Source organism: Streptomyces phaeochromogenes (assembly GCF_001418655.1).
GTDB classification, from domain to species: domain Bacteria; phylum Actinomycetota; class Actinomycetes; order Streptomycetales; family Streptomycetaceae; genus Streptomyces; species Streptomyces phaeochromogenes.
The window spans coordinates 1-23770 of sequence record NZ_LIQZ01000373.1 but is presented as its reverse complement, the minus strand read 5'-3'; the positions used below and the strand labels follow the sequence as shown (position 1 = coordinate 23770).

The following is a 23770-nucleotide window of genomic DNA, read 5'->3' as shown; positions in this document are numbered from 1 at the left end:
GCCGACCGCCCTCACCGCCCAGGACGCTCCCGCCGAGCCAACCCATGCCGAAGCGACGGACGCCGTTGCCGAGCCGCACGCCTCCCACACGACGGACGCTCCTGCCCAGGCCCAGGCGCAGACCCATGCCCACGCCTCGGCCGACGGCGGTGACCTNNCCGTACGGCGGACCGTCGTCTTCATCACGGACCGCAGGGAGAACCCCGCCGACGGCCCCGACCTCTTCCTCTCGGCCGAGCAGGCGCTGCTGCTCGGCCACCCGCTGCACCCCACTCCGAAGAGCCGCGAGGGACTGTCGGGGGCCGAAACCCGGCTCTACTCACCCGAGTTGCGCGGCTCCTTCCCCCTGCACTGGATGGCTGTCGCCCCCTCCGCGCTCGCCACCGACTCGGCCTGGACCGAGCGAGGCCGCCTCGTGCCAGCAGAGCAGCTCACGCCCCGGCTCGCCGGTGCCGGACTGCGGTTGCCCGACGGATACGCCGCGCTGCCGATGCACCCCTGGCAGGTCCGCGAGATCCGCCACCGCCCGGATACGGCGAAACTCTTGGACGCCGGACTGCTCCTGGACCTCGGCCCTCATGGCTCCCCGTGGCACCCCACCTCCTCCGTACGCACCCTGTACCGCTCCGACGCCCCCGCGATGCTGAAGCTCTCGCTGGGCCTGCGCATCACCAACTCCCGCCGGGAGAACCTCCGTAAGGAACTCCACCGCGGTGTCGAGGTTCACCGGCTGCTGCGCGGCGGCCTCGCCGAACAGTGGCAGGCCACCCACCCGGGCTTCGACATCGTCCGCGACCCGGCCTGGCTCGCGGTGAACGACCCGGACGGCAACCCCGTGCCCGGCCTCGACGTGATGATCCGCCACAATCCGTTCACGCCGACGGACGACGTCTCCTGCGTTGCCGGACTCGTCTCGCCCAGGCCCCAGGCCCAGCCCACCGGACAACAGCACCCCGAGCAGAGCAGGACCACGACTCGGGCCAGACTCACCGAGATCGTCACCCGGCTCGCCGGACGCACGGGCCGGCCACGCGGCGCCGTCGCCGCCGAGTGGTTCCTGCGCTACCTGGAGCAGGTCGTCCGCCCCGTCCTCTGGCTGGACAGCGAGGCGGGCATCGCGCTGGAGGCCCACCAGCAGAACACCCTGCTCCTGCTGGACCAGGAAGGGTGGCCCGTGGGCGGTCGCTACCGCGACAACCAGGGCTACTACTTCCGCGAGTCCCGGCGCGCGGAACTGAACGAACGACTCCCCGGCATCGGCGAGAACAGCGACACGTTCGTCTCCGACGAGGTCACCGACGAGCGGTTCGCCTACTACCTCGGCATCAACAACGTGCTCGGTCTCATCGGGGCCTTCGGCTCCCAGCGCCTCGCCGACGAACGGCTGCTGCTCGCCGCCTTCCGCCGATTCCTCGCCGATGTCGCCTCGGGGCCCGCCCGGCTGCGTACCTCCCTGCCCGCCCAGCTGCTCGACTCACCCGTTCTGCGCTGCAAGGCCAACCTGCTGACCCGGCTGCACGGCCTCGACGAACTCGTCGGTCCGGTCGACACCCAGTCCGTCTACGTCACCATCGCCAACCCCCTTCATTCCTGAGGAACATGACCCACCCCGTCTCCTGAGAGGAGCGTCGCCGTGCCTCCCACCGATGCGAGCACCGACGCCGGTACCGCCCCCTACACCACCGCCGGCAGCGACACGGGTCCCGGTGCGGACACCGAGGACACCCTCGATCTGCGCCTGCCCGACGAACTCCTCGCGTTCTTCGCCGAAAAGGCCGAGGGGGCGAAGGGTGAGGTGGTCGGGGGAGCGAAGGCCGAAGCGGCCGGGGGAGCCGCGGAACGGGCAGAGCGGAACGGCGGGGGCCGGAACACGGTGGGCACGGCGCAGGCCTCGGCGCCGGGCACAGCGTGGCCCGCCCCGGTCGCCCCGGCCGGTGACGACCTGCTCGACCGCGTCGGTGACTGGGGTCCGACCGCCACCGCCGCGGGCGTCTTCCACCTAGCCCCCGTACATCTCGACCGAGATCTCCCGCTCATCAGCCGCTGGATGAACGACCCTGCGGTGGCAGCCTTCTGGGAGCTCTCCGGACCCGGGACGGCGACCGAGGACCACCTGCGCGCCCAACTCGGCGGCGACGGACGCAGCGTCCCCTGTCTCGGCGTGCTGGACGGCACGCCGATGAGCTACTGGGAGATCTACCGGGCGGACCTCGACCCCCTGGCCCGCCACTACCCCGCCCGCCTTCACGACACCGGTATCCACCTCCTCATCGGTGGTGTCGCCAATCGTGGGCGTGGACTCGGCACGACTCTGCTCAGAGCCGTCTCCGATCTCGTCCTCGACCGTCGTCCCTCGTGCGCACGCGTCATCGCCGAACCCGACCTTCGCAACATCCCCTCCGTGTCCGCCTTTCTCAGTGCCGGCTTCCGGTTCTCCGCCGAGGTCGAACTGCTCGACAAGAAGGCAGCCCTCATGGTCAGGGACCGGGCCCTGCGCGATCTGTTGTAGCGCCGTCACTTTTAGTACACCGCTCGCCCCGATCAGGTTCCCAGTCGAGGAGTCCCCGTGCCGAACCCGTCCGCCGACCCGACTCCCGGAGAGCCGTCATGGCTCTACGACCCGCCCGAACTGAGCCCGGAGCGATGGGAAAGAGCGGGGCGCCGCCTGCTCGCCAAGATGATCGGGGAGTTCGCGCACGAGGAGATCCTGGTGCCCGAGGCGGACGGGAACCGGTCCGGTGAAGCCGCGGCAGCCACCTGTCCCCCCGAGGTCACGGCACCGGCCGGAGTCCCGGACCCCAGAGGAGACGATTCGCCACCCGCCGCAGGCGCCGACGACGCGCGTTCCTACATCCTCCGCCTCGACGCCGGCGGCATCATCGGCTTCCGCGCCCGCCGCGGTGCGTACGACAGCTGGCAGGTCGATCCGTCCTCCCTCACCCTGACCGAGGCAACCGGAGCGACCGGCGAGGCCGTGCGACCGGAACCCTCGCGCCTCTACACCGACCCCCTCGACTTCCTCACCCGCGCCCGCGCCACGCTCGGCCTCGACGGCGCCACCCTCGGGCACGTCATCAGGGAACTGACCACCACACTCGCCGCGGACGCGCGCCTCGACCACACGGCGCTGCCCGCCGCCCGGCTCGCCGACCTCGGATATGCCGAGCTGGAGGGCCATCAGACGGGCCACCCCTGGATCGTCCTCAACAAAGGCCGCCTCGGATTCTCCGCCACGGACGCCGCCCACTGGGCACCCGAGGGCCGCCGAGGGACGGCCCTGCCGTGGATCGCGGTGCACACCTCACTGGCCACATACCGGGGCGTCGCCGGCCTGGAGACCGCGGACGAGCTCTACGCGCGCGAGCTCGACCACGCCACCAGGGAGTCCTACGACGTCGCACTACGCGCGCGTGGGCTCACACCGGAGTCGTACCTCTACCTGCCCGTGCACCCCTGGCAGTGGAACGACGTCGTGCTGCCGCTCTTCGCGCCCTCCGTCGCCGCCGGCGCCATCGTTCCGCTGCCCCCGGACGCCGATTTACGCCTGCCCCAGCAGTCGGTCCGTACCTTCCTCAACACTTCACGCCCGGACCGGCACACCGTCAAACTGCCGCTGTCCGTCCTCAACACCCTGGTGTGGCGCGGCCTTCCGACGGAACGCACTCTCGCGGCACCCGCCGTCACCGCCTGGATGCACGGCCTGCGCGACGCGGACCCCTTCCTGCGCGACACCTGCGGGGTCATCCTCCTCGGCGAGGTCGCGTCCGTCACGGTCGGGCACCCCGTGTACGACGCGCTGCCGGAAGTCCCGTACCAGTACAAGGAGTTGCTGGGCGCGATCTGGCGCGAGCCGCTCTGCCGCCATCTGGCACCCGGCGAACGCGCCCGCACCCTGGCCGCCCTCCTGCACACCGACCCCGACGGCCGGGCCTTCACGGCGGAGCTCGTCGAGCGCTCGGGGCTGGCCCCGCGGATCTGGCTGCGCCGGCTCTTCGCCGCACTGCTGCCGCCCCTGCTGCACTTCCTCTACCGCTACGGCACTGTGTTCAGCCCACATGGCGAGAACGCGATCGTTGTCTTCGACGACCACGACGTCCCCGTCCGGCTCGCGGTGAAGGACTTCGTGGACGACGTCAACGTCAGCGCCGAGCGGCTACCCGAGCACGCGTCCATGCCGGACGACGTACGGGCCGTGCTGCTCACGGAACCGGCCGCCTTCCTCACGCAGTTCATCCACTCCGGGCTCTTCGTCGGTGTCTTCCGCTACCTGGCCCCGCTCTACGAGGCGCAACTGGGCGTTCCGGAGGCCGAGTTCTGGTCGCTCGTCCGGGCGGAGATCCTCCGTCACCACAGGCTCTTCCCGGAGCTCAAGGAGCGTTACGAAACGTTCGACCTGCTCACTCCGCGTATCGAGCGGCTGTGCCTCAACCGCAACCGACTGCATCTGGACGGCTACCGCGACCGCCCCCAGCGCCCGCACGCCGCCGTGCACGGCACCGTTCCGAACCCGCTGCACCAGCCATGATCGGGTCCCTCGTCCCAGCCTTGATCGCCCGGTTGTCAGTGCGGCCCCGTAGGGTGGTCGGGCTATGACAGAGCCCTCACTCCCCGAACTCCTGCATGCCGCCGTCACAGCCGTCGGCGGTACGGAGCGCCCTGGCCAGGTGACCATGGCCGAAGCCGTCGAGCAGGCCATCGACGACGGCTCCCATCTGCTGGTCCAGGCCGGCACGGGTACCGGAAAGTCGCTCGGATACCTCGTGCCCGCGCTCGCTCACGGGGAGCGGGTCGTCGTGGCGACGGCCACCCTCGCGCTCCAGCGCCAGCTCGTGGAGCGGGACCTGCCGCGCACGGTGGACGCACTGCATCCGCTGCTGCGCCGCCGCCCCGAATTCGCGATGCTCAAGGGCCGGTCGAACTACATGTGCCTGCACCGCCTCCATGAAGGCGTCCCGCAGGACGAGGAGGAGGGCCTCTTCGACCAGTTCGAGGCGGCAGCTCCCACCAGCAAGCTGGGCCAGGACCTGCTGCGGATGAGGGACTGGGCGGATGAGACCGAGACGGGCGACCGCGACGATCTCACCCCCGGTGTCTCGGACCGTGCCTGGTCACAGATCTCGGTGTCCTCCAGGGAGTGCCTCGGCGCCTCGAAGTGTGCCTACGGAGCGGAGTGCTTCGCCGAGATGGCCCGTGAGCGCGCCAAGCTCGCCGAGGTCGTCGTCACCAACCACGCCCTCCTCGCGATCGACGCCATCGAAGGCGCCCCGGTCCTCCCGCAGCACGAGGTGCTGATCGTGGACGAGGCGCACGAGCTGGTCTCCCGCGTCACCGGAGTCGCGACCGGCGAGCTCACCCCGGGCCAGGTCAACCGCGCCGTGCGCCGCGTCGCGAAGCTCGTCAACGAGAAGGCGGCCGACCAGCTCCAGACAGCCGCCGAGGGCTTCGAGCGCCTGATGGAGCTCGCCCTGCCCGGCCGCCTGGAGGAGGTCCCCGAGGATCTCGGATACGCGCTGATGGCCCTGCGGGACGCCGCGCGTACGGTCATCTCGGCGATCGGCGCGACCCGCGACAAGTCCGTCAGCGACGAGGACGCTGTCCGCAAACAGGCCCTCGCCTCAGTGGAGTCGGTCCACGACGTGGCGGAGCGGATCACGAACGGCTCGGAGTGGGACGTCGTCTGGTACGAGCGGCACGACCGCTTCGGTGCCTCCCTGCGGGTCGCCCCGATGTCCGTGTCGGGCCTGCTGCGCGAGAAGCTCTTCACGGACCGCTCCGTCGTCCTGGCCTCGGCCACGCTCAAGCTCGGCGGCGACTTCAACGGCGTGGGTGCCTCACTGGGCCTGGCCCCGGAAGGCGTCGAGGGTGAGGACATCCCGCCCTGGAAGGGCATCGACGTCGGTTCGCCCTTCGACTACGGCAAGCAGGGCATCCTCTACGTCGCGAAGCACCTCGCGCGGCCCGCGCGCGACAGCGACCGCGGGGACATGCTCGACGAGCTCACCGAGCTGATCCAGGCCGCCGGTGGCCGCACGCTCGGCCTGTTCTCCTCGATGCGGGCGGCCCAGCTCGCCGCGGAGGAACTGCGCTCCCGCATCCCGGAGTTCCCCATCCTGCTCCAGGGCGAGGAGACGCTCGGCGAGCTGATCAAGAACTTCGCGGCGGACCCGAAGACCTGCCTCTTCGGCACGCTCTCGCTCTGGCAGGGCGTGGACGTCCCGGGCGCCAGCTGCCAGCTGGTCGTCATGGACAAGATCCCCTTCCCCCGCCCCGACGACCCGCTGATGAGCGCCCGCCAGAAGGCGGTCGAGGACGCCGGGGGCAACGGCTTCATGGCCGTCGCGGCCACCCACGCGGCCCTGCTGATGGCGCAGGGCGCCGGCCGCCTCGTACGGGCGACGGGGGACCGCGGTGTGGTCGCCGTGCTGGACCAGCGGCTCGCCACGGCGCGCTACGGAAGCTATCTGAAGGCGTCACTGCCCGACTTCTGGTTCACGACGGACCGTAACCAGGTGCGAAGGTCCCTGGCCGCCATCGACGAGGTGGCGAAGAAGGCGGAGACGGAAGAGAACACAGAAGCGGCGAAGGCAGAAGAGGTGTAGACGTCAGTAGCCTGCCCCCGGCCGAGGCCGGGGGCAGGCTACTGACGTGCGCAAGTGAGGACAGCACAGGGCCCCGGAACCGGCGCAGGGGTCCCGGGGCCCGGTCAGGGGCGGAGTCAGATCCGCCGCAGCACCGCCACGACCTTGCCGAGGATGGTGGCCTCGTCGCCGGGGATCGGCTGGTACGCGGAGTTGTGCGGGAGCAGCCACACGTGGCCGTCCTCGCGCTTGAAGCGCTTGACCGTGGCCTCGCCGTCCAGCATGGCCGCCACGATGTCGCCGTTCTCCGCGACCGGCTGGCGGCGGACCGTCACCCAGTCGCCGTCACAGATCGCTGCCTCGATCATCGAGTCTCCGACGACCTTCAGGACGAACAGCTCGCCGTCACCCACCAGCTGCCGGGGCAGCGGGAACACGTCCTCGACCGACTCCTCGGCGAGGATCGGGCCACCGGCGGCGATCCGGCCGACCAGCGGGACGTACGACGCGGCCGGCTTGCCCGCCGTGTCGGTGGGCTGCGCGGTGGACTGGTCGGATCCCCGGACCTCGTAGGCCCGCGGTCGGTGCGGGTCGCGGCGCAGGAAGCCCTTGCGCTCCAGTGCCATCAGCTGGTGTGCGACCGAGGAGGTGCTGGAGAGGCCGACGGCCTGTCCGATCTCCCGCATCGACGGCGGGTATCCGCGCCGCTGCACGGAGTCCCTGATGACCTCGATCACCCGGCGCTGCCGGTCGGTGAGTCCGGAGCTGTCCGCCCGGATACCTGGAGGTCGGCCCGGCAGGGAGCGTGTGGGCTTGGGCCCCTCCTGGTTCACTTCATTCATGGCATGCACCGGCTCAAATCGGCCCTGGGAGCGGTCCTGGGCAGTGATGGTGGCACTGTCTGCGGTGGTGGTCACGTCGGCCCCTCTCGTTCGTCTCCCTGCTGGACAACGGTAGTTGCTTTCGAAAGGTTGCGCCAAACACACGTTCGAGTGAAAAAGTGTGGATGGCCTGACGTGATCATGTGTCTGGGTGTATGGCTAACGCTGCACCGGGCGGACAAAAGCGCTCATTGCTGTACTCTTCACCGCCGGGGCGATGGCCTTGTGGGCCGGAGTGGGGCGAGGGTCAGTCTGCCACCAGGTGTCCCGTCGACCGGGAACCGGCCCCCTGCCCCTGTGGCGCCCACCGTATCCCCGTACGCCTCTCACGGGTATGGCCGTGCGGCACATGCCAATACGGTGCGACACGCGCGCCGGGTGTGAATTTACGAGCCAATCCCCACATCTAGTGGTTGGATTGCAACAGCAGCCCAGAAGTTGTGGTCCCCCGGTCTTCCGGACCCATGGTCATCGCCTATGCTGGGGGCTGCTTCGAGGGGCTCAAGGGCCCTGACGAGGCTATTGAGTCGTGCTTGTGTGAGGAGGGTTGGAGTTCGATGCACTGCCCCTTCTGCAGGCACCCCGACAGCCGTGTCGTCGACAGCCGTACGACGGACGACGGTACGTCGATCCGCAGGCGCCGCCAGTGTCCCGACTGCTCCCGTCGTTTCACGACCGTGGAGACGTGCTCGCTCATGGTGGTCAAGCGGTCCGGAGTCACCGAGCCCTTCAGTCGTACCAAGGTCATCAACGGCGTGCGCAAGGCGTGCCAGGGAAGGCCTGTCACGGAGGACGCACTCGCTCAGCTCGGCCAGCGGGTCGAGGAGGCGGTGCGGGCCACCGGAAGCGCCGAACTGACCACCCACGACGTGGGACTGGCCATACTCGGCCCCTTGCAGGAGCTCGACCTCGTCGCCTATCTGCGCTTCGCGTCCGTGTACCGGGCGTTCGACTCGCTGGAGGACTTCGAGGCCGCCATCACTGAACTCAGGGAAGAGACGCAGCCCCCCGCCGCGGTCGACGAGGACGCGGGCGAGGGATGCCAGGGAATCGACCGCGGGTCCGGAGAGACTGTCGAAGTCCCCGTGCCCGCCAGCGCCGCCGACTGACGAGAGGGGCCGGACCGGCCCGGACGGCGGCGACCACAGACCTGTTGCGAGCGGACGCGTACGCGTGGCTCGTGGCATTCAGACACACACCGTGCCACGGGAAGAACGAGGCACTTCTGGGCGTTTTAGCCCGATACAGGGAGGCGGCATGACAGAGACGGCGAGCGGTCCGGCACGGAGTTCCCGAGCCAAGGGGACGAAGGCGAACAAGGGACTGCGCATCGAGCGGATCCACACGACTCCGGGCGTGCACCCGTACGACGAGGTCGAGTGGGCGAGCCGTGACGTCGTCATGACCAACTGGCGCGACGGCTCGGTCAATTTCGAGCAGCGTGGCGTCGAGTTCCCCGCCGAGTGGGCGGTGAACGCGGTCAACATCGTCACCAGTAAGTACTTCCGCGGCGCTGTGGGCACCCCGCAGCGTGAGGTGAGCCTCAAGCAGCTCATCGACCGCATCGTGAAGACGTACCGGAAGGCCGGCGAGGACAACAAGTACTTCGCCTCGCCCGCCGACGCCGAGATCTTCGAGCACGAGCTGGCCTACGCCCTCCTGCACCAGGTCTTCAGCTTCAACAGCCCGGTGTGGTTCAACGTCGGTACGCCCCAGCCCCAGCAGGTCTCCGCCTGCTTCATCCTGGCCGTCGACGACTCCATGGAGTCGATCCTCGACTGGTACAAGGAAGAGGGCATGATCTTCAAGGGCGGCTCGGGCGCCGGCCTGAACCTCTCCCGTATCCGTTCCTCCAAGGAACTGCTCTCCTCGGGCGGCAACGCCTCGGGTCCCGTCTCCTTCATGCGCGGTGCCGACGCCTCCGCAGGAACGATCAAGTCGGGCGGCGCCACCCGCCGCGCGGCCAAGATGGTCATTCTCGACGTCGACCACCCCGACATCGAGGGCTTCATCGAGACCAAGGTGAAGGAAGAGGAGAAGATCCGCGCGCTGCGCGACGCGGGCTTCGACATGGACCTGGGCGGCGACGACATCACGTCCGTCCAGTACCAGAACGCCAACAACTCGGTCCGCGTGAACGACGAGTTCATGAAGGCCGTGGAGAACGGCGACAAGTTCGGCCTGCGCGCCCGCATGACCGGCGAGGTCATCGAGGAGGTCGACGCCAAGGAGCTCTTCCGCAAGATGGCCGAGGCGGCCTGGGCCTGTGCCGACCCCGGCATTCAGTACGACGACACCATCAACGCCTGGCACACCTGCCCGGAGTCCGGCCGGATCAACGGCTCGAACCCGTGCAGTGAGTACATGCACCTGGACAACACGTCCTGCAACCTCGCCTCGCTGAACCTGATGAAGTTCCTGAAGGACGACGGCCTCGGCCATCAGTCCTTCGAGGTCGAGCGCTTCTCGCAGGTCGTCGAGCTGGTCATCACCGCGATGGACATCTCCATCTGCTTCGCGGACTTCCCGACGCAGAAGATCGGCGAGAACACCCGCGCCTTCCGCCAGTTGGGCATCGGCTACGCCAACCTCGGCGCCCTCCTGATGGCGACCGGCCACGCGTACGACTCCGACGGCGGTCGCTCCCTCGCCGGCGCCATCACCTCGCTGATGACCGGCACCTCGTACAAGCGCTCCGCCGAACTCGCCGCGGTCGTCGGCCCGTACGACGGCTACGCCCGCAACGCGCAGCCGCACCAGCGCGTCATGAAGCAGCACTCCGACGCCAACGCCGTGGCCGTCCGCGTGGACGACCTGGACTCGCCGGTCTGGGCCGCCGCCACGGAGGCCTGGCAGGACGTTCTGCGCCTCGGCGAGAAGAACGGATTCCGCAACGCGCAGGCCTCGGTCATCGCCCCGACCGGCACCATCGGTCTCGCGATGTCCTGCGACACCACCGGTCTTGAGCCCGACCTCGCGCTGGTCAAGTTCAAGAAGCTGGTCGGCGGCGGCTCGATGCAGATCGTCAACGGCACCGTCCCGCAGGCCCTGCGCCGCCTGGGTTACCAGGAGGAGCAGATCGAGGCGATCGTCGCCCACATCGCCGACAACGGCAATGTCGTCGACGCCCCGGGCCTCAAGCACGAGCACTACGAGGTCTTCGACTGCGCCATGGGCGAGCGCTCCATCTCCGCGATGGGCCACGTCCGCATGATGGCCGCGATCCAGCCCTGGATCTCCGGCGCGCTCTCCAAGACGGTCAACCTGCCGGAGACGGCGACCGTCGAGGACGTCGAAGAGGTCTACTTCGAGGCGTGGAAGATGGGCGTCAAGGCGCTCGCGATCTACCGCGACAACTGCAAGGTCGGCCAGCCCCTCTCCGCGAAGACCAAGGAGAAGGAGAAGGTCGAGGTCACGGCCAAGGCCGAGGAGACCATCCGTACCGCGGTCGAGAAGGTCGTCGAGTACCGCCCGGTCCGCAAGCGTCTCCCCAAGGGCCGTCCCGGCATCACCACCTCCTTCACGGTGGGCGGCGCCGAGGGCTACATGACCGCCAACTCCTACCCGGACGACGGTCTCGGCGAGGTCTTCCTGAAGATGTCCAAGCAGGGCTCCACCCTCGCGGGCATGATGGACGCCTTCTCGATCGCCGTCTCCGTGGGCCTGCAGTACGGCGTGCCCCTGGAGACGTACGTCTCGAAGTTCACCAACATGCGCTTCGAGCCGGCCGGTATGACGGACGACCCGGACGTGCGGATGGCGCAGTCGATCGTCGACTACATCTTCCGCCGCCTGGCGCTCGACTTCCTGCCCTTCGAGACGCGTTCCGCGCTCGGCATCCACTCCGCCGACGAGCGTCAGCGTCACCTGGAGACGGGCTCGTACGAGCCGACCGACGACGAGCTGGACGTCGAGGGTCTCGCCCAGTCCGCGCCCCGCGCGCAGGAACTGAAGGCCGTCGCCACACCGAAGGCAGCGGTCGAGGCGGCCAAGCCCGCCCCGCAGCAGGCCCACACCAGCGCCGAACTGGTGGAGATGCAGCTGGGCATCCAGGCGGACGCCCCCCTGTGCTTCTCCTGCGGCACGAAGATGCAGCGGGCCGGTTCCTGCTACATCTGCGAGGGCTGCGGCTCGACCAGCGGCTGCAGCTGATCCGCACCCGCAGTTGATCAACAAACCGTGAGGGGCGGTACGGCCACCGGCCGTGCCGCCCCTTCGGCGTGCGTCGGTGCTTCGGTCAGGACTCCTCGGGGTTGCCCATGATCCTGGCGAAGGTCGCCGGGTCGGCGTCGAAGCCGCGGATGTCCGACTGGAAGGTCCACTCTCCGGAGTCGTCGCGCACGAAGTCCGCGACCGTGGTGGCCGTCGACCCCAGGACGCTGCCGAAATCGCCCTCGGCCAGGACGTTGTAGCCCTCACGGATACGCAGGCCCGGGTTGTGCACGCCGACGAAGGTGGACCGTCCGGAGCGCTGCTGGATGGCGACGCCGACGACCACGCGCGCGTACCGCTTGTCGAGGCGGGTGAGCTCCAGGGTCATCACCTCGTCCCAGCCGAAGCCCTTGCCGTCCTTGCTGTCCCGGTTGAGGTAGATCGTGCCGTCCGGCGAGCGGCTGTCGAAGTGCACTACGTAGTCAGGGTTTTTGTGCGTGTCGGTCGCGAGGTAGGTGGCGGCGACGATGTCGAGATCGGTGGCCGGTTCGCCTGCGGGACTGGGATCCCATTTCACCGAGATCTCGACCTTGTTGATGCCCTTGTTGAGGCCGTTCACCGGTTCTCCCCTCGTGGTCACCCTGTGTCGGGCGCCTCAACTGCCTGGCAGGTGAGGCGTGTTGCCCATCGTGCCACGCACATGGGGGCGCACGGGCGGCCACAGTCCGCCCGAGCGTGACCGACGCCACGTTCCTGGGCCGTACGATGGCGCGGTGCTGGTCAAGTGGATTCGCTGCACCGTGGTGGACCGCCGCGGTTTTGAACGGGGGCAGCGGAAATGGGCGGGACTTCTGGGGGAGCCGGGTTTCCGGGGGCAGGGCGGGGGCTGGAGCCGGGGAAGGCCCGGAGTGGCCCACATCTTCGCCTTCTGGGAGAGCCGTGCCTTCTACGACTCCTTCATGGCGCGCTCCCATGACCGGCTGGCCGCTGCCCAGTCGGGCACCTTCAAGGACGCGCAGAGCAAACTCTTCGATCACCGTTTCGACGTGAAGACCGGCTTCGAGCCGCGCTTCACGGAGACCGATCTGGTACGGGTGGCGCACTGTCGCGTCCACGAGGAGCGCGCCGAGCACTTCGCGCTGATGCAGGAAAAGGTGTGGAACCCGGCGATGGCCGGCTCGCCCGGCATGGTGAGGGGCCTGTTCGGCGAGGCGCCCGGCCACGAGTTCCTGGTCCTTTCCATGTGGCAGTCGGCCGCCGAGCACGGCAAGTACCGGGCCGAGCGTGTGGAGCGGCTCGCCCTGCGGGCCCAGCTGGAGGCGGACGTCGCGGCGCTCACGGGCGACATAGTCCAGTTGGAACCGTCCTGGACGGTCTGAGACGCACGCGATTTATGTGACCTGTGCCGTATAGAGCCCGTACGAGTGCTCGATCGGGCGCAACTCGATCTAGGGTTCCGGTATGGCACGTCCACGGCGCATCGTCCTTGTCCGGCACGGCGAGTCGGTGGGCAATGCCGATGACTCGGTGTACGAGCGTGAACCCGACCACGCCCTGGCGCTCACCGAGAAGGGGTGGCGGCAGGCGGAGGAGACGGGAAAACAGATCCGGGAGGTCCTCGGCAACGAGCGCGTAAGCGTTTACGTCTCCCCGTACCGCCGCACGCACGAGACCTTCCGGGCCTTCCATCTCGACCCCGGGAAGGTACGCGTACGCGAGGAGCCGCGGCTGCGCGAACAGGACTGGGGAAACTGGCAGGACCGGGACGACGTACGGCTGCAGAAGGCGTACCGCGACGCGTACGGGCACTTCTTCTACCGCTTTGCGCAGGGCGAGTCCGGTGCCGATGTGTACGACCGGGTCGGCGGCTTCCTGGAGAGCCTCTTCCGGAGCTTCGAGGCCCCGGATCATCCGCCCAACGTGCTCCTCGTGACCCACGGCCTCGCCATGCGGCTGTTCTGCATGCGCTGGTTCCACTGGACGGTCGCGGAATTCGAGTCGCTGTCGAACCCGGGGAACGCGGAGGTGCGCATGCTCGTTCTCGGGGAGGACGGCAAGTACACGCTTGACCGTCCATTCGAACGCTGGCGTGATCCGGAACCGTACGGAGTCACCGGATAGAGTGGCAGGGCGATGACCGTTGACTCCTCTCCCGACGGGCGCCTGGACCGGGCCCTGGCCAGCCTTCGCGGACTCGCGGTCGGGGACGCGCTGGGCTCGCAGTTCTTCGTGCCCGCGAACTACCCGCTGCTCAAGCGCCGCGGGCTGCCGCCCGGCCCCTGGCAGTGGACCGACGACACGGAAATGGCCTCCTCCGTAGTGGCCACTCTGGCCGTCCACCGCCGTATCGACCAGGACGCGCTGGCCCGCTCCTTCGCCGAGCACCACGACTTCGACCGCGGCTACGGCCCGGCGGTCAACCGGCTGCTGCGGCAGGTCCGGGAGGGCGGCGACTGGCGTGAGCTGGCCTCGGCCCTCTTCAAGGGACAGGGCTCGTGGGGGAACGGCGCGGCGATGCGGATCGCTCCCCTGGGCGCCTGGTACGCGGACGATCCGGAGCAGGCCACGCACCAGGCCGAGATCTCGGCCTACCCCACGCACCAGCACCGCGAAGCCGTGGTCGGCGCCATGGCCGTGGCCGCGGCGGCTGCGCTGACCGCCGCACCGGGCGGTCCGCCGACCCCCGGGGCGCTGCTCGACGGGGTCATCGCCCTGGTGCCGCGCAGCGCGGTGGAAGCCGGTCTGCGGCGCGCCCGGGACATGCTCGACTACGCAGACACGACGACCGTCGCCGCGGTCCTCGGCTGCGGGCGGCGTACGACCGCGCACGACACCGTGCCGTTCGCCCTGTGGTCGGCGGCGCGGGCCCTCGGTGACTACGAAGAGGGCTTCTGGGCGACAGCCCAGGTCGGCGGCGACATGGACACGACCTGCGCCATCGTCGGAGGCGTCGTGGCCGCGGGGAAGGCCGGGACGCCGCCCACGGAGTGGGTGGAGCGGACCGAGGTGCTTCCGGAGTGGCTGTCGGTGAGCGTCGCGAGCTAGGACGGTGGTTTCGGGCCGGGGGTAGGGCTGCACGGACACGGTTTGTGTTCGGCTCTCGGTGAGGGCGCCGCACCTGCCCGTTTCCTCCCGCCCCAAGCGTCTGCCACTGTCACAGCCCTGCCACAGAGGGCCGGTGACCGGCTGCGCCGCGTGTCCCACGGTTAACCTTTCCGCCACGCCGCCCGTTGATGATCACGGGCGTGCGCCGACGAGACACCGGTCCCTGGGCTTCCGCGGCAGCCGCGAGCCGCGCTGCCCGGACCGGTCGGGAGGGGGTCCCGTGTCCGACACGCCGTCCGAGACCGAGCCGAGAGGGTCGGCCTCGAAGGATTCAGGGGTGAAGCCCGGCATCGACGCCGGGGAGCCCGAGATACCCGAGGCACCGAAGGTGCCTGAGGGACCCGCGGACGAGGTGCCCGCGGCCCGTACCGGTGGCGCGCTCTCGAAGAGTGGCTCCGCGCGGGGTGACTCCGGGGGGTCCGGTTCGGGTGGGACAGGTTCAGGCGGGACCGATTTCGAGAAACGCAATGCCGAGGCACGGGACGTGGACACGCGGGACGTAGACACGCGAGACGTGGACACGCGAGACGTGGACACGCCGGACCTCGACGAGGACGAAGAGTGGGACGGCCCCGTCGTCGAATCCTGGTTCGCCGACGTCCAGGCGAAGCCCCCGGCCCCCATCCGCGACGCCACGCTCTGGGCCGCACTCGCCACCGGCGTGCTCAGCATGCTCCTGCTCGGCGACGGCCTGGCCCTCAACCTCCTGCTGGTGGCGATACCGGCCGCGCTCGGCGCGTACTGCGCGGCGCAGGCAGCGGGCCGTCGCCCGCACCGCTGGACGCTCGTGTGGGGCGTGGGCGGGCTTGCCCTGCTGAGCGTGCCTGCGCTCCGTGACGCCGACTGGCCGTCCTTCCTGGCCGTCCTGGCCGCCGTGGCGGCGGGCTCGCTCGCCCTGCACGGCGGTCGCACCTGGACAGGAGTGCTGTTCGGCCCGATCGGTCTCTACACCTCGCTCGTCACCGGTCCCGTCTGGGGCTGGAGCGGCCTGCGGGAGCGGTCCGGCGGGGCCCGGGGCAACGTGGGCCCGGTGGTCCGCGCGCTCGCCGTTGCCGCGGTACTGCTGGTCGTCTTCGGTGCGCTCTTCGCCGGGGCGGACGCCGCCTTCGCGGACCTCCTCGGCGGTCTCGTGCCGGACGCGTCGGTCTCGGGAGGGCCCTGGCACGCCGTCCTGTTCGTGATCGGGGTGGTCGGGGCGCTCGTGGTGGCGCACACGGCCGCCGCACCCGTTCAGTGGGACCGCGTCGAGGTCCCGGCGGGCCGCCCTCGCGGGCGCGTCGAGTGGGCGCTGCCCCTGATCGTGCTCGCCGCGCTCTTCGCGGTCTTCAACGCGGTCCAGCTCGCCGTCCTGTTCGGCGGATACGACGCCGTACTGGAGAAGACCGGCCAGACGTACGCCGAGTACGCGCGCCAGGGCTTCTGGCAGCTGCTGCTGGTCACGCTCCTCACCCTGCTCGTCATCGTCTTCGCCCTGCGCTGGGCCCCTCGTGACAGCTCCGGCGACTGGACGCTGGTGCGTGCCGTCCTCGGAACCCTGTGCGTCCTCGCACTTGTTGTCGTGGCATCGGCGGTGCGGCGTATGGACATGTACGTGGAGGCGTACGGGCTGACGCGGCTGCGGATCTCCGTGGTGACCGTGGAGCTCTGGCTCGGTCTGGTCATCGTGCTCATCATGGCGGCCGGTGTCTGGGGCGCCCGCTGGCTGCCGCGCGCGGTCCTGGCGAGCGCCGCCGCGGGAGTGCTCGCCTTCGGGCTGGTGTCGCCGGACGCGCTGATCGCCGAGCGCAACGTCCAGCGGTACGAGGCGAAGGGCTCGTTCGACCTCGACTACGCGCGCGGGCTGTCCGCCGACGCCGCACCGGCTCTCGACAAACTTGACGAGCCACTGCGTTCCTGTGCCCTGCGGTCCATCGCGCAGGACCTGGAGGGGGCGGACAAGTCCTGGTACGCCACGAGTCTGGGCGAGGCGCGCGCCCGGGACGTCCTCGACGGACGGCCGCTGTCCCCCGACGCCGACTGGAACGTGTGCAACCGGCTGGGCACCGAGCTGGCGTACCGCTGAGGCGGGGGCGCACACGGACCGCGTACACGCCTGCGAGGAATCCTCGTTGAGGGACGCCGTCGAGGGATGCGTACGAACGACAGGGCCGGACCGCCGTACCCAGCACGGCGGTCCGGCCCTGTCGTGTCGTTCAGCCCGCTGCGGGTCCGGCCCCGGCCGTGCCCGCCAGGGCGTCGAGGTCGCTCTTGCGGACCCGGATCACCAACGCGGCGACGGCCAGGGCGAGCACCGCCATCGCGACGGCCGGGATGAAGGCCGTGGAGATCCCCTGGGACAGCACCTCGTGGCTCCAGGGAGCGGGCAGCTGCTGGGTCTTGGCGAACTCCGCCTTCTGTTCGGCCGAGGCGGTGGCCATGAAGTCCGCGACCTGCTTCTCCGCCTCGTTACGGCTGGCCGTGCCGAAGACCGTGGTCAGGATGGAGAGGCCGAGCGAACCGCCCACCTGCTGCGTGGCGTTGAGCAGGCCGGACGCCGCGCCCGCCTCGTGCACGGCGACCCCGGAGACCGCGGTCAGGGTCAGCGTCACGAAGTTCAGACCCATGCCGAAGGCGAACAGCAGCATCGGACCGAGGATCCCGCCGACGTACGTACTCCCGGGGTCCATGAAGGTCAGCCAGCCGAGCCCGAGTGCGACGAGGGCCGAGCCGACCATCATGAACGGCTTCGGGCCGAGCACCGGCAGGAACTTCTGCGACAGACCCGCACCGATGGCGATAGCGACCGTCACGGGGAGGAAGGCCAGGCCGGCCTCGATCGGCGTGTAACTCAACACGTTCTGCACGAAGAGGACGATGAAGAAGAACATGCCGAACATCGCCGCGGCCAGGCTCAGCATGATCACGTACGTGCCGGAGCGGTTGCGGTCGGCGAACATCCGCAGTGGTGTGATCGGTTCCTTCGCCCGGGACTCGACCAGCGCGAACGCGGTCAGCAGGACCACTGCCGCGCCGAAGGAGCCGATGGTGAGGCTGTCCCGCCAACCCTCCTCCGCGGCCCGGATGAAGCCGTAGACGAGCGACGCCATGCCGGCCGTCGAGGTCAGCGCGCCCGCTATGTCGAAGCGCCCCGGATGCCGTTCGGACTCGCTGATGTAGAGCGGCGCGAGCACGGCGATCAGCACACCGATGGGTACGTTGACGAAGAGCACCCAGCGCCAGTCGAGCCACTCGGTGAGCATGCCGCCGGCCAGCAGGCCGATCGCGCCGCCGCCGGCCGAGACCGCGGCGAAGACTCCGAACGCCCTGTTGCGCTCGGGCCCTTCGGGGAACGTCGTGGTGATCAGTGCCAGCGAGGTCGGTGACGCGATCGCGCCACCGACGCCCTGGAGGGCGCGTGCGGCCAGCAACTGCCAGGGTTCCTGGGCGAATCCGCCGAGCAGCGAGGCGAGCGTGAAGAGCAGGATGCCGGTCATGAAGACCCGGCGACGGCCGAGGATGTCACCGGCCCGGCCGCCGAGCAGCAGCAGACCGCCGAAGGTGAGTGTGTACGCGCTGACGACCCAGGTGAGGTCGGTGGTGGAGAACTCGAGCGCGTTCTGAATGTGCGGGAGGGCGATGTTCACAATCGTCGCGTCGAGTACCACCATGAGTTGGCAGGCCGCGATGACAGTGAGCGCGATGCCGGGATGCCCCTCCCGGCGGGCCGCTCCTGGCTTTGGTTCCTGGATCAATGGAGATGTTGCCACAATCAAGTCCCCCACAAGTGCGTTAGTGAACGCTCGCGTTCACTGCCGCGTCAAACGGTAGTGAGTCCCCGACAGTGAACGCAAGCGTTCACTGAAGTCGCTGCCGCTTTGCGTCACTTGACCGCTTGCGGACCCACCCGGTCCGCACGGCACGTATGCACGCGTGTGCGTGCCGCTTGCCCGCTCAGACGGAGACACGCTCATGGTTACTTCGAGTTGGACGGCCGCCTCCGCTCAGGCGGCCTCCCCGCGCCGCCGTGGTGCCGTACTCGAACGTGCGATCCTCGAAGCCGCGCTGGATCAGCTCAGTACGGTCGGCTGGAACGGACTCACGATGGAGGGCGTCGCCGCCGGCGCCCAGACCGGCAAGGCCGCGGTCTACCGCCGCTGGCCGTCGAAGGAGGATCTGGTCGCGGACGCACTCCAGGCGGGACTGCCGTCACTTGAGGACGTGCCCGACATGGGGAGCGTGCGGGACGACCTGCTGGAGCTGTGCCGACAGGCGCGCGAGGCGATGTTCTCGCGCCCCGGATTCGCCATGCGCTCGGTGATTCACGAATGTGACGCGGCGCAGGCCCGGCGCTTCCAGGAGGTGATCTTCGGAGGCGTCGTGGAGCCGACCATCCGGCTGCTCGGTGAGGTCGTCGACCGTGGAATCCGGCGGGGAGAGGTGCGGTCCGACGCGGCGAACTCGTATGTCCTCGACGCCATTCCGGCGATGATGATGTACCGGTCCAAGGTGTGCGCGAGTGAATGGAGCGAGGGGGACATCGAGGAGATGATCGACCAGCTCATGGTTCCGCTGCTGCGGCCGACGGGCGTGTGAGCGGTCTCTGTGGCGGTGAGGCCGGAGCGCCGAGGTTGCCTGGGGAAACCTGGGTGTCGCGTGAGGTTCCGAGCGGCGTAGGCTGAGGGAGCCATGCCGTACGAACCCCCAACCCACACTGTCGAGCGCTCCCTGCGCGCCACGACCGGAGCGAAGGTCATTGCCGGTGTCGACGAGGTGGGGCGCGGCGCTTGGGCCGGCCCGGTCACCGTCTGCGCGGCGGTCACGGGCCTGCGCCGCCCGCCCGAAGGCCTCACCGACTCCAAGCTCCTCACCGTCAAGAGGCGCACCGCGCTCGCCGAGATACTGGCGAAGTGGGTGACGTCGTACGCCCTCGGGCATGCCTCTCCGGAGGAGATCGACGGCATGGGGATGACGGCCGCGCTGCGACTCGCCGCCTGCCGCGCCCTCGAAGCCCTGCCGGTGCGTCCCGACGCGGTCATCCTCGACGGGAAGCACGACTACCTCGGAGATCCCTGGCGGGTCCGTACGGTGATCAAGGGCGACCAGTCCTGCGTCGCCGTCGCGGCGGCCTCGGTGATCGCCAAGGTGCAGCGCGACAAAATGATGGCCGAACTGGGTATCGACCATGCAGACTTCGGTTTTGCGGCCAACGCCGGGTATCCGTCACCGGTGCACAAGGCCGCGCTGGAGATGCGGGGCCCCACCCCGTACCACCGGATGACGTGGGCGTATCTTGATGCGCTGCCCCAGTGGCGGCACCTCAAGAAGGTCCGCAGTTGGGCGGATGGAAGCGTTCCGGAGATCGAAGGGCAGCTCGGCTTCGATTTCTGACGTTTCCGCTCGCACTCATGTGCCACCCGCCGACGCGACTCGCACCGGCGTTTGATAAAAATCAGCTCATGCCTCTCATTCCCGAGGAGCCTCAGATTCACGAGAGTGCCCAGGGTCCCCGCGCCACTACGGCCGCCGGCCGTACCGCGCCGACCCCCCGTCCCGTACCCGGACCCCGTCCCGCGGCTCCGCCGCGTCCCGGCCGTCCGGGTCCTGTCCGGCCTGCGCCGCCGGTGCAACGCGCGCCGCACGACACGGCCGTGGCCAAGCCGGGGCCATCCGCCCCGGCGGCCCCCACCGCCCCCTCGACTCCGCAGATCCAGCTGATCCCGGCCTCGGCCGAGGGCGCGCTGGACGCGGCCGAGGAAGCGGTCGACCTGCTCCTTGACTCGGGCCGCGTCCCCGGTGAGGTTCTGGTGATCACCACCGGCGAACCGCACCCGTGGGCCGCGCACGAGCTTTCGTTCGGCGAGGCCGCCTACTGGGCCCAGCACGACGCGGGAGACGACGTCTTCTACGCCGATGCGTCCGCCCTCGGCCAGGCCGCGTCCCGGCCCGTGGTCGTCGTCGCCGTCAACGGCGGACCCGACGCCACTGCCGCCACCGCCCTGCCGCTGGCCCTCGGCCGAGCCGGCACCCTGCTGATCGTCTGCGGGAACCCGCAGCAGATCAACTCGGTGCTGGGCGCGGGGGTCTGAGGACCCCCGTTCGTCTGGGGGTACTTGGGGGGTGGAGTGCCACTGCGGCCCAGGCTGCGGTGGCATGAGCACGGTGGACGGTCCGACGTGTGCCGGTACGGGGGACGTGTCGGTGCGGTTCGAGGGCGCGTGTGCGTACGCGTGCTCGTTCCTCGGTGTCGTCATGCGGGTGAGCTCTTGGCTCTTGCAGGGGGTGTGCAGCCTGGCAGGCGCCGAGCTCTTGCACACGCTGAGGGATTCGTACGCGCTGAGGGTTTGTGCGCGTGTCCTTGTGCGGGTTCGGGATACAGGGTTGCCCTCCCCCTCGCAGTCTTCGGCCGAGCGGTGTTGCTTCTGTCTCGCCTCAGCGAGGCCGGTGGTCCGTGGTCACGCCGCGGCTGGCGGGACCGGTACTGGGGGCCACCACCCGGACGAACGGGCCGACCGGTGCCCGCGTGCGGCGGTCGCGGGTTCCGCCTCAGCGGGCCGCCGCGCGGCGCAGCACCTCCGAGGCCGAGCCACCGGTGCGTGGCTGAATGGTCTCGACCGCGGCGAGGGCGTCCAGGGACTCCGGCTTCGAGTCCGCGCTCGGCCGACGTCCGCCACGTCCTTCGCCGAGCACCTGCCAGCCCTCACGCGTCAGCGTGATGTACGCCCCACAGCGCAGCCCGTGCAGCGTGCAGGCGTCTCGCAACCCCCACATCCACGCCCCGTCCTCCTCCGTCCATCGCCCGTCGCCCTCACGGCAGTAGAGCAGGACGGCCGTACGCACCGGTGTGCGGCGCCGCAGGTCGTGCGGGATGACCCGGCGCAGCTGCGCGAGCAGCGCGTTGCGGAACATCCAGCCGTCCGCCGGGGCCGGGCGCCGGACGAAGGACGCGCTGGCCCTTAGCCGTTCGTCCGGATCGAGGACGGCGACGATCGCGGTGTCCGGCCGGGGCAGATGCCGGGAGTGCAGCCCGCTGACGACTTCCCGGGGATTGCGCAGCAGCGGAATCCCCGCGGCGGCCCATTCGGCGGGTTCGAGCATTCGGGCGAGTGAGTTGGCGGAAGTGGCGGACGTCGACATCGATGCCGCCGAGGACGGAGCGAATCCGAAGGTCACGGTCCTCCCTTCGGCTACGCGCCCATACAACGGGCGGGGGGTCGGACTTGGGGGAGCGCACCGCGACACAGCCCGAACGGGCGGCCCAGAATGGACCGCGCGGGGCGCGAGGCCAATTCTTCCTGCCGAACTTGGTTGCGGCAACGAGCAATTGGGGCCACCGACCGTTATCCGGTGATCCGCCTCATATATCCCTGCCCGTAACCTGCTCCGTCACGCCTGGATCACCCTTGCACGGCAAGGACCAGCGGCAACACCCCCTGTGCACCGGCCCGCCGGAGCAGCCGCGCGGCCACCGCCAACGTCCAGCCGGTCTCGGTCGAGTCGTCCACGAGCAGGACGGGTCCCTGGGCCTGGGCCAGCGTGGTGGCCAGGCCGGGCGGCACCACGAGCGCCCCGTCCAGGGCCTTCAACCGCTGCGCGCTGTTGCTCCTGGAGACCTGCGCCGCCTCGTGTCCGGGGGCGTACTCGATGGAACCCAGCAGGGGCAGGCGTCCGACCTCCGCGATCCGCGCGCCCAGCGACTGGACCAGGCGCGGTCGGCCGTGCGAGGCCATGGTGACGACCCCGACGGGGCGCGGCTGCGCGTCGGGGCTCCCCGAGGCCCAGCCGCCGGGACCCTTCGCCCAGTCGGCCAGGACGCCGACCACGGCCTTCGCCACATCGTCCGGAACGGGCTCGTCAGGAGCCTGGGGCGAGAGCATCGGCCGCAGCCGGTTGCCCCAGCCGATGTCCGAGAGCCGTCCCAGCGCCCGCCCGGACGCGGCCTGTTCACCGGCCGGAATGCGCCCCTTCAGATCGACACCGACCGCAGGCAGGCCCGTCGGCCACATCTTCCGGGGCTCGACCTCGACACCCGCCCGGCCCAGCTCACCACGCGCGGAGTCCAGCGACGACGAGGACACGGCGTCGGTGAACCGGGGCCCCGCGCACCTGTCGCAGCGACCGCACGGCGCGGCTCCCTCGTCGTCCAGCTGGCGCCGCAGGAACTCCATTCGGCAGCCGGTCGTCGTCACGTAGTCACGCATCGCCTGCTGCTCGGCCGCACGCTGCTTGGCCACCCAGGCATAGCGCTCGGTGTCGTACGTCCACGGGTCGCCCGTGGAGATCCAGCCGCCCTTGACGCGGTGCACCGCGCCGTCCACGTCAAGGACCTTGAGCATCGTCTCCAGACGTGACCTGCGCAGCTCCACCAAGGGTTCGAGCGCGGGCAGCGACAGCGGACGACCGGCCTGGGCGAGGACGTCCAGCGTGCGCCGGACCTGCTCCTCCGGAGGAAAGGCGATCGACGCGAAGTACTGCCAGATCGCCTGGTCCTCCTTGCCGGGCAGGAGCAGCACCTCGGCATGCTCCACCCCGCGCCCCGCACGGCCGACCTGCTGGTAGTACGCGATGGGGGAGGACGGCGACCCCAGGTGCACCACGAACCCGAGGTCGGGCTTGTCGAAGCCCATGCCCAGCGCCGACGTGGCCACGAGGGCCTTGACGCGGTTGGCGAGCAGATCCTCCTCGGCCTGCTGACGGTCCGCGTTCTCCGTCTTCCCGGTGTACGAGGTCACTGTGTGCCCGCACTGCCGCAGGAACGCGGTGACCTCCTCGGCCGCGGCCACCGTGAGCGTGTAGATGATTCCGGAGCCGGGCAGCTCGCCGAGATGCTCGGCCAGCCAGGCCATCCGGTGCGCGGCATCGGGCAGCTGCAGCACGCCGAGGCTCAGGCTCTCCCGGTCCAGCGGTCCGCGCAGGACGAGAGCGTCCGTGCTGCCACCGGTGCCCAGCTGCTCGGCGACATCGGCCGTCACGCGCGCGTTGGCCGTGGCGGTGGTGGCGAGGACCGGGACGCCCGGCGGGAGATCCGCGAGCATCGTGCGCAGTCGGCGGTAGTCCGGCCGGAAGTCGTGGCCCCAG

18 protein-coding genes are annotated in these 23770 nt (G+C 69.9%); 13 read left to right on the top strand and 5 right to left on the bottom strand.

Annotated features, from left to right (window positions below; translation table 11 throughout):
- Positions 1 to 158 precede the first annotated feature (158 nt).
- From AOK17_RS38555 to AOK17_RS38540, 4 genes are all read left to right on the top strand, one after another.
- On the top strand, positions 159 to 1594 hold a 1436-nt coding region (locus AOK17_RS38555), incomplete at its 5' end, for an IucA/IucC family protein (protein WP_063997351.1).
- A gap of 39 nt (positions 1595 to 1633) precedes the next feature.
- On the top strand, positions 1634 to 2509 hold the full coding sequence (locus AOK17_RS38550; protein ID WP_055617272.1) for a GNAT family N-acetyltransferase: 876 nt from the start codon (positions 1634 to 1636) through the stop codon (positions 2507 to 2509).
- Positions 2510 to 2566: 57 nt separating this feature from the next.
- Positions 2567 to 4525, top strand: a complete 1959-nt coding sequence (locus AOK17_RS38545; protein WP_055617271.1) for an IucA/IucC family protein — start codon at positions 2567 to 2569, stop codon at positions 4523 to 4525.
- A 64-nt stretch (positions 4526 to 4589) separates the two neighbouring features.
- The gene (locus AOK17_RS38540) at positions 4590 to 6599 is read left to right on the top strand and encodes an ATP-dependent DNA helicase (RefSeq protein WP_055617270.1); all 2010 of its coding nucleotides are present in this window, start codon (positions 4590 to 4592) and stop codon (positions 6597 to 6599) included.
- 116 nt (positions 6600 to 6715) lie between these two features.
- On the opposite strand, the gene lexA is transcribed toward AOK17_RS38540, so the two are convergent.
- Positions 6716 to 7495: a transcriptional repressor LexA gene (gene lexA / locus AOK17_RS38535; RefSeq protein ID WP_055617269.1), complete on the bottom strand. Its 780-nt coding sequence runs from the start codon at positions 7493 to 7495 to the stop codon at positions 6716 to 6718.
- 521 nt (positions 7496 to 8016) lie between these two features.
- Between lexA and nrdR the strand changes: the two genes are divergently transcribed.
- Both nrdR and AOK17_RS38525 read left to right on the top strand, forming a co-directional pair.
- Positions 8017 to 8568 (top strand): transcriptional regulator NrdR, encoded by a 552-nt coding sequence (gene nrdR / locus AOK17_RS38530; RefSeq protein WP_055617268.1) that lies wholly within the window; start codon positions 8017 to 8019, stop codon positions 8566 to 8568.
- Between the two features lie 148 nt (positions 8569 to 8716).
- Positions 8717 to 11611 carry a vitamin B12-dependent ribonucleotide reductase gene (locus AOK17_RS38525; protein WP_055617267.1) on the top strand — a complete coding sequence of 965 codons (2895 nt, stop codon included), beginning with the start codon at positions 8717 to 8719 and terminating at the stop codon, positions 11609 to 11611.
- Positions 11612 to 11696: 85 nt separating this feature from the next.
- Here the strand turns inward: AOK17_RS38525 and AOK17_RS38520 are convergent, their stop codons facing one another.
- Positions 11697 to 12230 carry a TerD family protein gene (locus tag AOK17_RS38520; protein ID WP_055617266.1) on the bottom strand — a complete coding sequence of 178 codons (534 nt, stop codon included), beginning with the start codon at positions 12228 to 12230 and terminating at the stop codon, positions 11697 to 11699.
- Positions 12231 to 12384: 154 nt separating this feature from the next.
- On the opposite strand from AOK17_RS38520, the gene AOK17_RS38515 reads away from it, so the two are divergent.
- The 4 genes from AOK17_RS38515 to AOK17_RS38500 all read left to right on the top strand — a co-directional run bounded on the left by AOK17_RS38515 (position 12385) and on the right by AOK17_RS38500 (position 16778).
- Positions 12385 to 12990 (top strand): YdbC family protein, encoded by a 606-nt coding sequence (locus tag AOK17_RS38515; protein ID WP_055617265.1) that lies wholly within the window; start codon positions 12385 to 12387, stop codon positions 12988 to 12990.
- A gap of 82 nt (positions 12991 to 13072) precedes the next feature.
- Complete coding sequence (locus tag AOK17_RS38510) at positions 13073 to 13732, top strand: histidine phosphatase family protein (RefSeq protein WP_055617264.1); 660 nt, start codon at positions 13073 to 13075, stop codon at positions 13730 to 13732.
- A 12-nt stretch (positions 13733 to 13744) separates the two neighbouring features.
- On the top strand, positions 13745 to 14656 hold the full coding sequence (locus AOK17_RS38505) for an ADP-ribosylglycohydrolase family protein (protein WP_055617263.1): 912 nt from the start codon (positions 13745 to 13747) through the stop codon (positions 14654 to 14656).
- 280 nt (positions 14657 to 14936) lie between these two features.
- Positions 14937 to 16778: a DUF4153 domain-containing protein gene (locus AOK17_RS38500; RefSeq protein ID WP_425424670.1), complete on the top strand. Its 1842-nt coding sequence runs from the start codon at positions 14937 to 14939 to the stop codon at positions 16776 to 16778.
- Positions 16779 to 16908: 130 nt separating this feature from the next.
- Here the strand turns inward: AOK17_RS38500 and AOK17_RS38495 are convergent, their stop codons facing one another.
- Positions 16909 to 18462 (bottom strand): MFS transporter, encoded by a 1554-nt coding sequence (locus AOK17_RS38495; RefSeq protein ID WP_055617262.1) that lies wholly within the window; start codon positions 18460 to 18462, stop codon positions 16909 to 16911.
- Between the two features lie 202 nt (positions 18463 to 18664).
- Here AOK17_RS38495 and AOK17_RS38490 point away from each other — a divergent pair, with 202 nt between their 5' ends.
- From AOK17_RS38490 to AOK17_RS38480, 3 genes are all read left to right on the top strand, one after another.
- A complete protein-coding gene (locus AOK17_RS38490) occupies positions 18665 to 19288 on the top strand; it encodes a TetR/AcrR family transcriptional regulator (protein WP_055617261.1) in 624 nt (207 codons plus the stop codon).
- Positions 19289 to 19381: 93 nt separating this feature from the next.
- Positions 19382 to 20083 carry a ribonuclease HII gene (locus AOK17_RS38485; protein ID WP_055617260.1) on the top strand — a complete coding sequence of 234 codons (702 nt, stop codon included), beginning with the start codon at positions 19382 to 19384 and terminating at the stop codon, positions 20081 to 20083.
- Positions 20084 to 20151: 68 nt separating this feature from the next.
- Positions 20152 to 20781: a hypothetical protein gene (locus AOK17_RS38480; protein WP_079053518.1), complete on the top strand. Its 630-nt coding sequence runs from the start codon at positions 20152 to 20154 to the stop codon at positions 20779 to 20781.
- Positions 20782 to 21238: 457 nt separating this feature from the next.
- Here the strand turns inward: AOK17_RS38480 and AOK17_RS38475 are convergent, their stop codons facing one another.
- Both AOK17_RS38475 and AOK17_RS38470 read right to left on the bottom strand, forming a co-directional pair.
- Entirely contained in the window at positions 21239 to 21865 is a 627-nt protein-coding gene (locus AOK17_RS38475) for a hypothetical protein (protein ID WP_055617258.1), read from the bottom strand.
- 224 nt (positions 21866 to 22089) lie between these two features.
- Positions 22090 to 23770: helicase-related protein (locus AOK17_RS38470; RefSeq protein ID WP_055617257.1), on the bottom strand; the 1681-nt coding region annotated here is incomplete at its 5' end.